We start from the raw sequence: 14,863 nt of genomic DNA on the forward strand, positions 1-14,863 counted from the left end.
GGGCTTACGTCCGGCTGGTGCGCGCGCTCGGCGCCCGGGTCGTGGTCACCGACCCCTATCTCGGTCCGGCCGAGGCCGCCGAGCTGGGCGTGCGGGTGGTTCCGCTGGACGAGTTGCTGACCGGTTCGCGGGTGGTCGCGCTCCACGCGCCCGTGCTCCCCGAGACCCGGGGCATGCTCGGCGTCCGCGAGCTGTCCCTGCTCCAGGCCGGCGTGGTGCTGGTCAACACGGCCCGCTCGGCCTTGGTGGACATGCCGGCTCTCTATCGACTGGTACGCACAGAGCACGTGGACGCGGCGCTGGACGTATTCGACGAGGAACCCCTGCCGGTGGACCATCCGCTGCGCGGGCTGCCGAACGTGCTCCTGACTCCACACGAGGCGGGCGGCACCCTGGAAGCCCGGCGGCGGGCGGGCGAGATCGTGATCGGCGAGATCACCCGGTTCCTCGGCGGCCGGCCGCTGGAGCACGAGGTCACCCCGGCGGCCCTGGCCCGGATGGGGTGATCGACCAGGCTCGGGCGGGCAGGTAGCGTCGCACCGTGATCGCTCTCGCCGGGCTGGCCACGAGCCACCCCTACACCGACGCCCGTACGCTCGCCGCCCGGTCGGCGCTGGCGGTATGGGAGCCCGACGCGCAGCGACTGGCCCGCTTCCGGGCCGAGCATCCCGACGCCGAGGTCTTCGACGACCTGACGGCGTTGCTGGACGCGAAGCCGGACGGGGTGGTGCTGACGGTGCCGACGCCGCAGGTCGCTCCGGCGCTGGCCGCGGTGCTCGACCGGGACCTGCCGTGTTTCGTGAACAAGCCCGCCGCGGCGACGGCCCGGCAGTTGGCCGTGCTGGATCCGGTCGTCTCCCGGGCGCCGCACCGGGTGCTGTCCAGTTCGGTCCTGCGGTTCGCTCCTCAGTTCGAGGAGTTCCGTGCCCGGTACGCCGGCGACCCCGCCGCGATCCTCTCGGTACGCGCGACGGTGCGACATTCGGTCCAGCCGTGGGCCGAGGGGCTCAATCCGTGGCAGGACGACCCCGCCGAGGGTGGCGGAACCCTGGTCACCATGGGAATTCACGGCGTCGAACTGCTGGTCGCCCTGCTGGGCCCGGAGGTGACCGTGGCGGGCGCGGTCTCGGCCGTCCGCCGTTATCGGTCGCTGCGCTCGGAGGACACCGGGCTCATCGCGCTGGGCTGGCCGGGTGGCCCGGTCGGCGCGATCGAGGTGCTCGGCGTGACCGACGACGAGGCGTACGCCGTGACGGTGGAGACGGCCGAAGGTCCGCACACCATGACCCTGACCGGCGGCGACGATCCCGAGACGGCGCTCGGCTATCGGGGCACGATCGCGGCGTTCCTCAGCATGGTCGCGGGTGAGCCGAGTCCGGTGCGCTGGACCGAAACCCGGGCGGTGCTGTCGGTCCTGGCGACCGCTCGCGCGATGACCCGGTAGGAAACTTTCGGCTCCCATTGACGGCAGCCACACACTGAGGTTACGGTCGGGACCGTTAATCGGTTGAGGGGAGCGCCATGCGATCGCTGACGGAACTCGAGGAACGGCTGTCGCGGCCGCGCGACGGGCTCGTGGAGGACCTGCGCAAGCTCGACGGCGACCTGCTGATCCTCGGTGCGGGCGGCAAGCTCGGCCCGAGCCTGGTCCGGCTGGCCCTGCGGGGCGTGGCCGCCGCCGGGACCGGCGCCCGGGTGATCGCGGTGTCCCGTTTCTCCGAACCCGGTCTGGCCGACGCGCTGCGATCCGAGGGGGCCGAGGTGATCCCGGCTGACGTCGCCGACGACGCGGCCCTGGCCGCGCTGCCGGACGCCGCCAACGTCCTGTTCCTCGTGGGCGCGAAGTTCGGCACCTCCGGGCGCGAATACGCGACCTGGGCGACGAACGCGTACCTGCCGGGGCGGGTCGCCCAGCGCTATGCCGGATCGCGCCTGGTCGCGCTGTCCACCGGCAACGTCTACCCGCTCGTGCCGGTCGCCTCCGGCGGCTGCACCGAGGACACCCCGGTCGACCCGGTCGGCGAATACGCCATGTCCTGCCTCGGCCGCGAGCGAGTGCTGACGCACTTCGCGTACGAGCACGGCACGCCGACGGCGCTGATCCGGCTGAACTACGCCGTCGAGACGCGGTACGGCGTACTGGTGGACATCGCGCGGGCGGTGCACGCCGGCGAGCCGGTCGACCTGACCACCGGGCACGCCAACATCGTCTGGCAGGGGTACGCCAACGAGGTGACCCTGCGGGCGCTGCACCACACCGGCGTACCGCCGTTCGTGCTGAACGTGACCGGGCCGGAGACGGTCTCGGTCCGCCAGGCCGCGCTAGACCTCGGTACGCGCCTGGGCCGGGAGGTCCGGTTCACGGGGACCGAGTCCCCCTCGGCGTTGCTGTCCAACGCCCAGCGCTGCCACGGCCTGTTCGGCTACCCCGACGTGCCGCTCGCCGAATTGCTCGACTTCATCGCCGACTGGGTCGTCGAGGGGCTGCCGCTGCTCGGCAAGCCGACCCATTTCCAGACGCGCGACGGCAAGTTCTGACCACGAACGGGGAAGAAGTGCTCACCGAAACCTCCACCACGTCGACTTCGGTTGCGGCCGAGACCGCGCTCGACGCCTTCCGGCGCGGCTGCGTGATCCCGGCTCATCCGCTGGCCCTCGACGAGCGGCGGACGCTCGACGAACGCCGCCAGCGGGCGCTCACCCGCTACTACCTCGACGCCGGGGCCGGCGGGTTGGCGGTCGGCGTACACACGACGCAGTTCGCCATCCACGATCCGGCCGTCGGGCTGCTGCCGCCGGTGCTGGAGCTGGCCGCTGAAACGGCGAAGGGCACGGGCCGCGAGGTCGTCCTCATTGCGGGCGCGTGCGGCCCGACCGCACAGGCGGTCGCCGAGGCCGAACTGGCCGCCTCGCTCGGCTACCACCTCGTGCTGCTCTCCCCCACCCCCGAACTGGACGAGGACCAGCTCATCGAGCGGGCCCGCGCGGTCGGCGAGGTGCTGCCGGTCGTCGGCTTCTACCTCCAGCCGGCCGTCGGCGGGCGGACGCTGTCCCGCGACTACTGGACTCGGCTGGCCGCGCTGGACTCGGTCGCGGGGATCAAGGTCGCGCCGTTCGACCGCTACCGCACCCTCGATGTCCTGCACGGTGTGGTGCGCGCGGGCCGCATCGGCGACCTCGCCCTCTACACGGGCAACGACGACCACATCCTGGCCGACCTGATCACGCCGCACCGCGTACGCGTGGACGGCCGGTCGGTGCAGGTCGAGTTCGTCGGCGGACTGCTCGGGCAGTGGGCCGTCTGGGTGCACCGGGCCGTCGAGCTGCTCGCCGACGCCCGCGCCGCCCGGCACGGCGACGACGTGGCGCTGCGCCGGCTGCTGAGCCTCGACGGGCACCTCACCGACGCCAACGCGGCCATCTTCGACGCCGCCCACGGCTTCCACGGCTGCATCCCCGGCATCCACGAGATCCTGCGCCGCCAGGGCCTGCTGGCCGGGCGCTGGTGTCTCGACCCCGCCGAGGACCTCTCCCCCGGCCAGCTCGACGAGATCGATCGGATCTGGGCGGCGTACCCGCATCTGAACGACGACGAGTTCGTCGCCGCGAACCTGGACCGATGGCTCGCCTAGAGGGTCAGCCGGTACAGGGTGAGCGGGCGGCCGCTCGCGCCGGACTGGAGGTGGCCCAGCCGCTCGGCGAGCCCGGCCAGCTCCAGCCGGTGCAGCATGCGCCGGGCGGTCCGCTGCTGGACGCCCAGCTGCTCGGCCACCTCGCGGGTGGTCAGCGGCTCGGCCCCGGCCGCCGCCTTGACCTCGCGCAGACGCTCCAGTGTGGACAGCGACAGGCCGACCCGCTGGGCGATCACCGCCGCGGTGGTGCCACCGCCGGCGCGGGCGGGCGCCTCGGATTCGAGCACCACGTCCATGTCGCTGCGCAACGACAGGACGGCCGCGACCGGGCCGATCCGGCGGGCCCGCGACAGGGCCCGGCGGGCCAGGCTCTCCGCCTCGGCGGCGCTGCGGCCGAGACCGAAGCCCACCCGGACGGTCTCATGCCGGTCGGCGAGCCGCCGCAGCATCGGCAGCGCCGAGAAGCCCGCGGTCGCGTCGGCGAGCGGACCTCGCGTGGTCACCAGCAGATGCGTGCCGCCGGTGTAGCGGGCGACGCTGCCGCCGAGGGTGGCCGCCTCCCGCATCAGTCCCTCGTCCTCGCCGGAGACCTCGACCAGCCCCAGCGCGATCTGGGCGTCCTCGTGCGCCTGGTTGTCCGCCGTCAGGAGCAACTGCCGCAACGCCGTACGCACGGAGTGGGTCGACGGCGCGAGCCGCAGCACCGGCATGTGAGCGTGCAGCGCCTCGTAGACGGAGCGGACGCAGGTGACCGCGACGGTGGTGCCCTGCGGCCCCCGCGCGCTGCGCTTGTGGAACGCGACCAGGTCGTCCGAGGTCAGCCCGGACCGGTACGGCAGCACCTTGATCCGGTCGACCGGCAGTCCCGCCTCGATCAGGGTCGCCGCGACGTCGGCGTTCGGCAGGGTGTCGACCGACATCCGGGTCGGGTCGTGCCCGTCGCGCAGGAGGCGTACCGCCGCCTGAAGGAGCGTGGCGCCCGTGTAGTCGACGAACGCGGCCGGCCGGGACGCCGCCTTGGCCTCCTTGGCCAGCGTGTACGGCACGATGCCGGTGAACAGCCAGGCCCCGATGTGCGCGTCGTGGGCGGCGACCAGACCGGGCGCCTGGGACTCGTGGTCGTAGTCCAGCCGCCGGGCGGTCACGCCGGGCTGCTCCTCGCAGGTCGCCGCGACGTCGTCCACCAGGTCGTGCGGGCCTACCACGCCGATTTCGATCGCCACCGGTCCTCCTTGCCGTTCGCAGCACTACCAGATTACGGTCAGGTCCGGTATTTCGTATGACCCGGGAGGTCACAATGTTCCCCAGCATGGCCGACGCGGCCGGCCGGACGCTCGGCGACGAGGAGATCGCCGCCGTCACACGGGTGCTCCGCTCGGGCATGCTCAGCTCGGTCTGGGGCACCGAGGTGCGGGCGCTGGAACGGGAGGTGGCCGACCTCCACGGCGTCGCGTACGCCGTCGCGGCCAGCTCGGGGACGGCCGCGTTGCACCTGGCGGTGGCGGCCGCCGCACCCGATCCGGGTGACGAGATCATCACCTCGCCCATCAGCGACTTCGGCACGGTCGCCCCGATCCTGGCGCAGAACGCCGTCCCGGTCTTCGCCGACGTCGACCCGTTCACCGGGAACCTCGACGTCGACGCGGTGGCGCGGGCGATCGGGCCGCGTACGCGGGCGATCCTGGCGGTTCACCTGTTCGGTGCGCCCGCGCCCGTCGCCGAGCTGCGGGAGCTGGCCGACCGGCACGGGCTGCTGTTGATCGAGGACTGCGCCCAGGCCTGGCTGACGAAGCTGCCGAACGGGCGGCTCGCCGGCACCGCCGGGTCGATCGGCTGTCTGAGCCTTCAGCAGTGGAAGCACATCACCTGCGGCGACGGCGGGCTCACCCTCACCGACGACGCCGACCTGGCCCGGCGGATGCGGCTGTTCGCCGACAAGGGCTGGCCGCGCGACGTCGGGCGGCACCACGTGAGCTTCGGTCTCAACTACCGGATGACCGAGCTGGCCGGAGCGGTCGCCCGGGCGCAGCTCGCCAAGCTGCCCAAGGTGCTGGCCGACCGGCGGCGTACCGCCCGGCGCCTGCTCGACGCGCTCCGCGACCTGCCGGTACGCGTACCGCCGGCCGATGTGGACAGTCATGCCTGGTGGCTGTTCCCGCTGGTGCTGCCGGACGGGGGCGCGCCAGAGGCCGCCGCCAAGCTGCAAGCGGCGGGCATCCCGGCGCGGGCGGGTTACCTCCAGGAAGGGCTGCACTGCGCGCCCGCGCTGACCGAAGCGCCCATCTACGGCGGCTCCCGGTTCCCGCTGACCAGTCCGCCCGCGGATCGGGAACCCCGGTACGGGCGCGGCGCCTGCCCGGTCGCCGAGCGCATGATCGACGAGACTCTGATCGTGATCGACTGGAACGAGAACTACACCGACGACCATGTCGACGCGATCGCCGACGCGATCCGGGGAGCGTTCAGATGATCGACAGCCGGGCGGCGCAGCTGCGGGATCGGCTGCGGGGGCAGCTCGTCGCCGCGACCGCCACTCCGACCGGGCCGGACGGCCTCGACGCCGGGGTCCTCGCCGGCTACCTCGGCGGACTGGCCGCCGACGGGGCCGGCGGACTGGCCGTGCTGGCCCACACCGGCCGGGGTCCGTTCCAACCCGACCCCGTACGCGACGAGGTGATCCGGATCGCGCTCGGGACCAGCGTACCGGTGATCGTGGGCGTGACCGACGTCCGGCAGGCCGAACGGGCCGCCGAGCTGGGCGCGGACGGGCTGCTCGTCTTCCCGCCCGCGCCGGACGAGGCGGTCGCCTTTCACGAGGCGCTGTGGCAGGCGGCCGGCGTGCCGCTGCTCGCCTTCGACCTCTACCTGCGGCCGTATCCGCTGCCGGTCCTGCGCGACCTGGTCCAGCTGCCGGGCGTCGCCGGGCTGAAGGTCGCGCTGCTCCGCGACGACGCCGCCTGCAAGGACGCGATCACGGCGACGGCCGCCGCCGACCGGCTGGCGATCACCGGCGAGGACCTGATGTTCGTGCCGTCGGTCGCTTGGGGCGCACAGGCGGCGCTGGTCGGGATCGCGGCGGCCGCGGTACCGGCGACCGCCCGCGTACTGCGGGCGGCCCTCGCCGGCGAGATCGGCGACACCACCGCCTTCGACCGGTACGCCGAGACGATCTTCGGCGATCCCGTCGACGGTTACGTGCAGCGGATGCTCTGGGTGGCCGCCGCCGAAGGCCGCATCCCACCCGAGTACGCCGTCGACCCGCACGGCCCGGAGTTGCCGGCCGGCGAACGCGAGCGAGTACTGGAGGTAGTCCGTGCCCTTTAGGCAGATCGCGGCGCAGTTGGCGCAGCTGCGGATCACTTTCGATGTCGATGCGCTGCTGGGTGCGTACCCGGGGAAGGAAGGCGGGATCACCGACCCGGCTGAGTTGGGCGCGGTCTTGCGCGACGCGAACACCGAAGCGGCGGCGGTCGCGAGCCTGCGCGCGGCGCTGTTCGACGTGCGAAGCGGCAATGACGAGGTGCTGGCGACGGGCTTCGCGCCGGTCGGCGGACTGGACCTGCGCGACGCGCTCGGCGCGGAGCGGGAGCTGGACCGGCTGGCCGGCCTGGGGGTACGCGCGATCCGGTTGTTCCCGGAGGAGCAGCACGCCGAGGCGGACTTCCCGGCCGTCCGGCACCTCGCCCGCCGGGCCACCGAGCTGGGGTTCGTCCTGCTCACCGGCGGTGACGTACGCCGATTCTGGAAGCCGCTCGCGGGGCTGGGCGCGACCGTGGTCTTCCTGGACACGCACTTCTACCACCTCGGCGACTTCCTGGTGGCGGCCCGGGAGGAGGCGGGGTTCCACACCTCGACGCGGCTGCTGAACTCGCCGGACGCGGTCGAGACGGTCGCCTCCGTCGTCGGGGTCGACCGGCTCGTCTACGGCTCGCGCACCCCGTACGCCGAGTCCGCCGTGCCCCGGCTGCGACTGGCCCGCTGCGGGTTGAGCGCCGACGAGATCGCCCTGGTCGCCGGCGGCACCGCGATGCGCCTGTTGGGAGTGAAGCCGTGATCATCGACGTGCACGGGCACTGGGGTCCGTGGTTCTTCACCATGGAGATCGGGTCGGTCGAGGCCAACCTGGCCGCCATGGACCGATACGGCATCGACCTCGCGATCGTCTCGGCCACCGAGGCGGTCTGCTACGACGCTGTCTCCGGCAACGCCGCGATGGCCGCCGCGCTGGCGGACAGCGACCGGCTCTACGGCTACGTGACGGTCAACCCGCGACGGCTCGACGACGCTCGGCGGGACCTGGAGCGGTACCTGGGGAACGGCCGGTTCGTCGGCGCGAAGCTGCACACCGACTACACGGAGTCGCCGATCACCTCGCCGCAGACCCAGGACGCCCTGACGATGCTCGCCGAGCTGGACTGCCCCGTGCTCGTGCACACCTGGGGGCGTACGGTGCTCGACCTGGCACAGTCCTGTGTGGATCGGCCCCGGCTGCGGGCGATCGCCGGGCACATGGGCGCCGACGGCTATCGGTACGCCATCGAAGCAGCCCAGTCCTGCGATCGGCTGTACCTGGAACCCTCGTGGTCGCAGGCCCCGGCCGGGCGCATCGCTGCCGTCCTGGCGGCAGTGGACGACCGCCAGCTGCTGTTCGGCACCGACTCGACCCTCATCGACCCGGCCTCCGCCCTCGGCGCGGTCCTCGCCTCCGGCCTCGCCGCCCCCACCACCCCTTCCGCACCCACCGCCCCGGCCGCACCCACCGCCCCGGCCGCGCTCACTGCCGAGCGCCTCGCCTGGCGCAACGCCGCCGCCCTCTTCCACCTCCCCGTTGATCATGGAGTTAACTGAGGTCTCGCCGGTGTGTCGGGGTGGTCAACTCCATGATCAACGCCACGGCGGTCTGCGCGCGAAGCCGGATGAGCTGGGACGTTGTCGGGAGGTGAGGCGGGTGGATAAGTTGTTGGAGTGCCATACGTCGATGTTCGGCGCCCGGGTGCCCCACCGTGCTGATCCGGCTGCTCGGCCCGGTGGAGGTGGAACGCGGTGGCCTGGTCCGGCCGGTACGCCCGCCGCAGGTCGCGTTGACCCTGGCCGCATTGGCCTGGGAGGCCGGCCGGGTGGTGCCGGTCGACGCATTGCTCGGCCGGGTCTGGGGCGAGCACGTGCCGCCCGGAGCACGGCGTACGCTCCAGACCCTGATCACGCGCATTCGGCATGAGGTGCTGGCCGGCGACGGGACGGTGATCGGCCGGCTCGGCGGTTACCTGCTCGACGTGGCGGAGTCGGCGGTCGACCTCCTGCGGTTCCGGGAACTGGCCGAGCGCGCCCGCGGCGAGCCCGATCCCGCGTCGACGTTGACCGAGGCGTTGCGGCTCTGGCAGGGCGATCCGATGTGCGGGCTGCCCGGCGAGTGGCCCGACCGCGTACGCCAGCGGCTGCGGGACGAACGCAAGGAGACGCTGCTGCGCTGGGCGCAGGTGTCGACGGAGCGGGACGCGGGCGCGGTCGTCGCCGCGGTGACGCCGCTGGTCGCGGAGTATCCGCTGGACGAGCCGCTGGCGGCGGTGCTCGTCGCGGCACTGCACGCCAACGGCCGGACCGCTGAGGCGCTGGCCGCCTTCGCCCGCGTACGCCGGACGCTGGTCGACGAGCTGGGCGTGGAACCGGGCAGCGTCCTGCGGCAGACGCATCAGGTGATCCTGCGAGCCGACCACGCTTCGGCCGAGCTGGTCCCGTCGCAGGTGCCGGGCCCGTTGCGCGGGTTCGCCGGGCGTACAGCCGAGCTGACGAAGCTCGATTCGCTCGCCGGCAGCGGAGGGGTCGGGCTGATCTCCGGCCAACCCGGCGTCGGCAAGTCCACTCTGGCCGCTCAGTGGGCTGCCGGGCAGGCCGCCCGCTTCCCGGACGGGCGGCTGCACGCCGATCTGAGCAGTGCCGATCCGGGCGCGGTCCTCCCGCAGTTCCTCGGCGCGCTGGGGGTGCCGCCGGATCGGGTGCCGGCCGGCCTCGCCGCGCAGACCGGCCTCTACCGCAGCATCCTGAGTGGACGCCGGGTGCTGGTGATGCTCGACGACGCACGGTCCGAGGAACAGGTCCGGCCGCTGCTCGCCGTCGCGCCCGGCTGCCTGACCCTCGTCACGAGCCGGCTCGATCTGTCCAGCCTCACCGTCACGACCGGCGCGGAGCTGATCCGGCTGGACGTCCTGCCCGAAGGGGACGCGTACCAGCTGCTGGCCGCTCGGCTCGGCATGGCGAGACTGGCCGCCGAACCCACCGCGACCAGCCAGATCGTCCAGCGCTGCGGTCGGTTGCCGCTCGCCCTGGCGATCGTCGCGGCCCGGCTCGCCGCGCATCCGGACCTGCCGCTGTCGGATGTGGCGTCGCAGACGGCCGACGCGAACCTGGAGCCCTTCCGGCACAGCGATCCCACTGTGGACCTTCGTGGTGTGTTCGGACGGTCCTATCGCGATCTGTCTACATCGGTTGCCCGGCTGTTCCGCCATCTCGGCTGCCATCCAGGCCCACACCTGTCGCTGGCCGCTGCGGCGAGCCTGGCCGCCACCACAGTGGACCGCACCCGTGAGGGCGTGCTGGAACTGGATCGGGCCAACCTCGTCGGGCTGCGGCCGTCCGGCCGGCTCCAGCTGCACGACCTCCTGCGGGCCTACGCCGCCGAGCAGATCCGCGGTCCCGAGCGCCGCGCGGCTCTGCGGCGGCTGCTCGATCACACCCTGCACACCGCCTGCGCGGCCAACGCGCTCTGCTATCCGCATCGCGATCGGCTCACGATCCCGGCCCCCGCGCGCGGCACGGTGATCGAGCCGCTCACGCCCGGTTCCGCTCTCCAGTGGTACGCCGATGAAGCCGCCCTGCTTCCGGGACTTGTGGCCGCCGCGACCAAGGCCGGTCAGGATCGCCACGCCTGGCAGATCGCGTGGGCGTTCGCCGAGTTCCTCCAGCGTCGCGGGCAGTGGGAGGAGATTCTGCGGGTGCACGCGGTCGCAGTGGCGGCCGCGGAACGGCTGGCCGACCGGCTGGCCCAGGCCCGCTGCCACAACAGCATCGCGCGGGCGTACGCGAAGCTGGGCCGGGACCACGAGGCGGTCCAGCATTTCGACCGGGCCGTCGAGCTGCATCGCGACCTCGACGAGCCGGCCTTGCTGGCCCATGTCTACCTCGGCGCGTCCGGGCCGATGAGCCGGGTTCGGCCGGGCGACCAGATCGAGCAGGTCGCCCGGGCCGGTGAGCTGTTCCATCGGGCCGGCGACGAGCTGGGCGAGGCCCGGGCGCTGAACACCGCGGGCTGGTGGCGGGCCGAGGCCGGGCAGTACGAACAGGCGCTGGCCGACTGCGGTCGCGCCCAGCGCATTCTCGCCGAGCTGGGATTCGCCCAGGGCGAGGGACACGCCTGGGACAGCATCGCCTACATCCACCACCGCCGGGGCGAGTACGCCGCCGCGGTGGCCGGTTACGAGCGGGCCGCCGAGTTGCTGCACGGTTCCGACGATCTGCACGCCGCCGCGGAGACCCTGGTACGCCTCGGCACGACCCAGCTCAGCGCCGGCGACACGGCCGCCGGGCTGGACGCCTGGAAGCAGGCGGCCGAGTACTACGAGGTCGTCGGCGACACCCGGGCGGCGACCGGCGTACGCGAGCGCGTCGCCGCCCAATACATCGACCGTTGACATTTCATTAAGAATTCACGCAGACCGATACGCCACGCTGCGGCGAGCGGCCGGACGACGGTGTGGGCCGGCGTACCGCTGCCGCTCCGCGCGGGCGTGGTGCCCGCCGGACACGCGAAAGGACGGTTCGATGCGCGTCGTCACCAGAATCGCCGACCGGCTCCTCGAGCTCGTCGCGCCGCACACGGTAGCCCGGGCCACCGACTGCGACTACCAGTGCTGCGGGACCAACAAGTGGAAGTACTGCTGCTACTACCCCAACGGCACCTCGCACTGCGGCAGCTGCCTCCAGAGCTCCAGCAGCGAGGAGTGGTGCTGACCGGTAACACCGGCCAGTGAACACCCAGCCCCACCGGCTTCCGCCGCCGTTGGGGCTGGGTCGTCCCGTCTTGATTCGGAGGTCCCCATGCCCGTCCTGATCGCGATCGCCGCGTTCGCCGCCGTCCTCGGCCTGCTGAACCTGCTGCTCCTCCTGGGCGTCGTCCGGCGCATCCGGGAACACACCAAGCTCCTCGACGCCCTGTACGAGATCGTGGGCGCCACTCCCGGCCTGACGAGCCAGGTCGCCGCGACCGCCGTCGGAGACGTCGTCGGCGCGTTCGGCGCCACCGCGACCGACGGCGCGCCGGTCGACCGGGAACTCATCGCCGACGGCACGGTGGTCGCCTTCCTGTCGCCGGACTGCCAGGCCTGCCACGAGCAGTTGCCCGACCTGGTGGCGTGGGCCGCCGCGCAGGACCGCGACCGGGTGCTGGTGGTCGTCGACGGCCGGTCGGGCGATCCCGAGCCGCTGGTCACCTTGCTCGAACCGGTGACGCGAGTGGTGGTCGACGACGCGACCGCGCCGTTCGCCGACGCGTTCGGCGTACGCGCCTTCCCGACGTTCTTCCGGCTCGACGCGGGCGGCCGGGTGACGGGCCGCGGCACCCGGCTGTCCCGGTTGCCGGCCAGCGCCGCGGCATGACCGGCGTACCCCGGGCCCGTCTGCTCCGCACGGCGTCTCGGGCCGCCGGCACCGTCTGGCGGGCAGCCCCGTTCCACGTCCTCGGCTATCTCGCCGTCACCCTGGTCGGCGCGGCCACCCCGGTCGCGCTGGCCTGGCTGACCAAGGCGGTCCTCGACGGGGTCGTCGGCGGCCACACCGATGGGCTGCTGAAGCTGGCCGTGGCGGTCGCGGTGGTCGGGACCGCCGCCGCGACCGCCACCCACGCCGGGCAGTATCTGCGGGCCGAAGTGGACCGCCGGGCTTCGCTGCGGACCAAGGACGAACTGTTCGCAGCGGTGTCGCGGGCGCCTGGACTCGCCCGGTTCGAGAATCCGGCCTTCCTCGACCGGCTGCGGCTGGCTCAGCAGAGCGCCCGTAATCCCGGCCGCCTCGTCGACACCGCGTTGAGCGCCGCCCGCAGTGCGCTCACCCTCGCCGGATTCCTGGCCTCCCTGGCGGTGATCAACGCCGCGTTCGCCGCGATCGTCGTCGCGTCGGCGGTCCCGGCGGTCCTCATCGAACTGCGCCTCTCCCGCCAGCGGGTCACGATGATGTGGCGGATCGGGCCGGCCGAACGCCGGGAGATGTTCTACGCCCACCTGATGGCCACCGTCGACGCGGCCAAGGAGATCCGGCTGTTCGACCTCGGCGGGTTCCTTCGTGGACGGATGCTCGCAGAGCTGCGTACGGCGAACCGGGAACGCCGCCGGATGGATCGGCGGGAGTTCGCCGTCCAGGCGAGCCTCGCCGGGATCTCCGCCGCCGTCGCCGGAGCCGGGCTCGTCTGGGCCATCGTGGCGGCCGCCGACGGAAGGATCGGCGTCGGCGACGTCTCGATGTTCGTCGCCGCCGTCGCGGGGGTGCAGTCCGCGCTGAACGTGCTGGTCTCGGCCGGGGTGATGGCGTACGAGCAGCTGCTGGTCTTCGGCCATCACGTCGAGGTCGTCACGGCCGGGGACGATCTGCCGGTGGCGCGCCCGGGCCGTGAACTGCCGCCGCTACGCCGGGGCATCGAGCTTCGCGACGTGTGGTTCCGATACGGACCGGATCTGCCCTGGGTCCTTCAGGGCGTGAACCTGGTCATCCCGCACGGCCAGACCGTGGCGCTCGTCGGCCACAACGGCGCGGGCAAGAGCACCCTCGTCAAGCTGCTGTGCCGGTTCTACGACCCGACTCGGGGCACGATCAGCTGGGACGGGCTCGACATCCGGGAGATCGCTCCGGAGGAACTGCGGAAGCGGATCGCGGCGGTATTCCAGGACTTCGTCGCGTACGAGCTGACGGCGGCGGAGAACATCGCGGTCGGCGACCTCACCGCCGAGCCCGATCGCGTCGAACAGGCGGCTAGGGACGCCGGAATCCACCCCGTGCTCAGTGCCCTCCCCACCGGGTACGCCACGATGCTCAGCCGAGGCTTCACCGCCGAACCGGCCGAGGACGGCGACGACCCGGCGACGGGGGTGCTGCTGTCGGGCGGCCAATGGCAGCGGCTGGCGCTGGCCCGGGCGTTCCTGCGGCAGGACCGGGATCTGATGATCCTCGACGAGCCCAGTTCGGGTCTCGATCCCGACGCCGAGTACGAGGCGCACCAACGGCTGCGGCGGCTGCGCGCCGGGCGTACCGGGATCTTGATCTCGCACCGGCTCGGCGCGGTCCGGGACGCCGACCGGATCGTGGTGCTGGCCGACGGCCGGGTGTCGGAGGACGGCACGCATCCGGTCCTGCTGGCCAACGGCGCGGCGTACGCCCGCCTGTTCACCCGGCAGGCGGCCGGCTACCGGGACGAGGTCTCCGCGTGATCGCCGTCGCGGTGGCGGTCGCATCGGCGGTCGTGCTGCTGCTGATCGCCCTCGTCCTCCGAGCACGCCACAGGCATGTGGTCGTGACGGTGGTCGGCGACAGCATGCTGCCCACCTATCACCCCGGCGATCGGCTCCTCGTACGCCGCGTCGCGCCGGACTCCGTGCGTACCCGCCAGGTCATCGTCCTCAGTGGACTTTCGCGTGACGGCTGGATCGTGAAGCGGGTGGCCGCCGTGCCAGGGGACCCGATCCCCCGCGACGTGCCCGCGTTGCGGACGGCCGTCGGCGATCGGGTCCCCCAGGGACAGCTGGTGGTGCTGGGCGACAACCCCGCCCGCTCCCACGACTCCCGGCACGCCGGCTACTTCGGCGTCGACCGGCTGCTCGGCGTGGTGGTGCGGACGATCTCCGCGCCGGGGGCGCGCTACTTGTCGAGGGCGCGCCCGAAGATGGGCGACCACTCGCGGACGGACACGACGGTCACCCCGGGCGCCCGGTAGTAGGCGTCCTCCGCGATGATCTGGTCGACCCGAGCCCGGTCGACGTCGAAGATCAGCAGCGCGCCACTGTCGTCCGGGAACGGGCCGGACGCCACCACGACGCCTTCGGCGTGCAGCGCGGCCAGGTACTCCCGGTGCGCCGGGCGGGCGGCCAGCCGGTCCGGGTTCCCGTCGAAGGAAAGCTCGATCACATGCATGATCGGATGCTAGCCCGGCCGCCGAAACCGCTCCCGGGCCGCCGGAGCGCCGATACGCTGGC

At 72.9% G+C, this 14,863-nt stretch carries 15 protein-coding genes; 13 read left to right on the forward strand and 2 right to left on the reverse strand.

What is annotated here, in order from left to right; translation table 11 throughout:
- From AB0M47_RS21155 to AB0M47_RS21170, 4 genes are all read left to right on the forward strand, one after another.
- On the forward strand, positions 1-506 hold a 506-nt coding region (locus tag AB0M47_RS21155), incomplete at its 5' end, for an NAD(P)-dependent oxidoreductase (protein ID WP_363416195.1).
- Positions 507-541: 35 nt separating this feature from the next.
- Positions 542-1,444 carry a Gfo/Idh/MocA family oxidoreductase gene (locus AB0M47_RS21160; RefSeq protein ID WP_363416198.1) on the forward strand — a complete coding sequence of 301 codons (903 nt, stop codon included), beginning with the start codon at positions 542-544 and terminating at the stop codon, positions 1,442-1,444.
- 77 nt (positions 1,445-1,521) lie between these two features.
- The gene (locus tag AB0M47_RS21165) at positions 1,522-2,538 is read left to right on the forward strand and encodes an NAD-dependent epimerase/dehydratase family protein (RefSeq protein WP_363416201.1); all 1,017 of its coding nucleotides are present in this window, start codon (positions 1,522-1,524) and stop codon (positions 2,536-2,538) included.
- A 17-nt stretch (positions 2,539-2,555) separates the two neighbouring features.
- Positions 2,556-3,632 carry a dihydrodipicolinate synthase family protein gene (locus tag AB0M47_RS21170; protein WP_363416204.1) on the forward strand — a complete coding sequence of 359 codons (1,077 nt, stop codon included), beginning with the start codon at positions 2,556-2,558 and terminating at the stop codon, positions 3,630-3,632.
- On the opposite strand, the gene AB0M47_RS21175 is transcribed toward AB0M47_RS21170, so the two are convergent.
- Positions 3,629-4,855 carry a hypothetical protein gene (locus AB0M47_RS21175; RefSeq protein WP_363416207.1) on the reverse strand — a complete coding sequence of 409 codons (1,227 nt, stop codon included), beginning with the start codon at positions 4,853-4,855 and terminating at the stop codon, positions 3,629-3,631. The genes AB0M47_RS21170 and AB0M47_RS21175 overlap by 4 nt on opposite strands.
- Before the next feature lie 74 nt (positions 4,856-4,929).
- Here AB0M47_RS21175 and AB0M47_RS21180 point away from each other — a divergent pair, with 74 nt between their 5' ends.
- The 9 genes from AB0M47_RS21180 (at position 4,930) to AB0M47_RS21220 (ending at position 14,604) form a co-directional block, all read left to right on the forward strand.
- On the forward strand, positions 4,930-6,102 hold the full coding sequence (locus AB0M47_RS21180; RefSeq protein WP_363416210.1) for a DegT/DnrJ/EryC1/StrS family aminotransferase: 1,173 nt from the start codon (positions 4,930-4,932) through the stop codon (positions 6,100-6,102).
- The gene (locus AB0M47_RS21185; RefSeq protein ID WP_363416213.1) at positions 6,099-6,956 is read left to right on the forward strand and encodes a hypothetical protein; all 858 of its coding nucleotides are present in this window, start codon (positions 6,099-6,101) and stop codon (positions 6,954-6,956) included. Before AB0M47_RS21180 ends, AB0M47_RS21185 begins: the two co-directional genes overlap by 4 nt.
- Positions 6,946-7,686, forward strand: a complete 741-nt coding sequence (locus tag AB0M47_RS21190) for a hypothetical protein (protein WP_363416216.1) — start codon at positions 6,946-6,948, stop codon at positions 7,684-7,686. The genes AB0M47_RS21185 and AB0M47_RS21190 overlap by 11 nt, the downstream gene beginning before the upstream one ends.
- Positions 7,683-8,480 carry an amidohydrolase family protein gene (locus AB0M47_RS21195; protein ID WP_363416218.1) on the forward strand — a complete coding sequence of 266 codons (798 nt, stop codon included), beginning with the start codon at positions 7,683-7,685 and terminating at the stop codon, positions 8,478-8,480. The genes AB0M47_RS21190 and AB0M47_RS21195 overlap by 4 nt, the downstream gene beginning before the upstream one ends.
- Before the next feature lie 155 nt (positions 8,481-8,635).
- Entirely contained in the window at positions 8,636-11,317 is a 2,682-nt protein-coding gene (locus AB0M47_RS21200) for a BTAD domain-containing putative transcriptional regulator (protein WP_363416221.1), read from the forward strand.
- A gap of 130 nt (positions 11,318-11,447) precedes the next feature.
- The gene (locus AB0M47_RS21205) at positions 11,448-11,636 is read left to right on the forward strand and encodes a hypothetical protein (protein WP_363416224.1); all 189 of its coding nucleotides are present in this window, start codon (positions 11,448-11,450) and stop codon (positions 11,634-11,636) included.
- Between the two features lie 87 nt (positions 11,637-11,723).
- Complete coding sequence (locus AB0M47_RS21210) at positions 11,724-12,281, forward strand: TlpA disulfide reductase family protein (RefSeq protein ID WP_363416227.1); 558 nt, start codon at positions 11,724-11,726, stop codon at positions 12,279-12,281.
- A complete protein-coding gene (locus tag AB0M47_RS21215; RefSeq protein WP_363416230.1) occupies positions 12,278-14,101 on the forward strand; it encodes an ABC transporter ATP-binding protein in 1,824 nt (607 codons plus the stop codon). The genes AB0M47_RS21210 and AB0M47_RS21215 overlap by 4 nt, the downstream gene beginning before the upstream one ends.
- Positions 14,098-14,604, forward strand: coding sequence for a S26 family signal peptidase (locus AB0M47_RS21220; RefSeq protein ID WP_363416233.1), 507 nt, complete (start codon positions 14,098-14,100; stop codon positions 14,602-14,604). The genes AB0M47_RS21215 and AB0M47_RS21220 overlap by 4 nt, the downstream gene beginning before the upstream one ends.
- Here AB0M47_RS21220 and AB0M47_RS21225 read toward each other — a convergent pair.
- A complete protein-coding gene (locus tag AB0M47_RS21225) occupies positions 14,529-14,801 on the reverse strand; it encodes a YciI family protein (protein WP_363416236.1) in 273 nt (90 codons plus the stop codon). The two genes, AB0M47_RS21220 and AB0M47_RS21225, sit on opposite strands and share 76 nt — an antisense overlap.
- Positions 14,802-14,863: the final 62 nt, after the last annotated feature.

It is taken from the genome of Hamadaea sp. NPDC051192 (assembly GCF_040682475.1).
Classification (GTDB): Bacteria; Actinomycetota; Actinomycetes; order Mycobacteriales; family Micromonosporaceae; genus Hamadaea; species Hamadaea flava.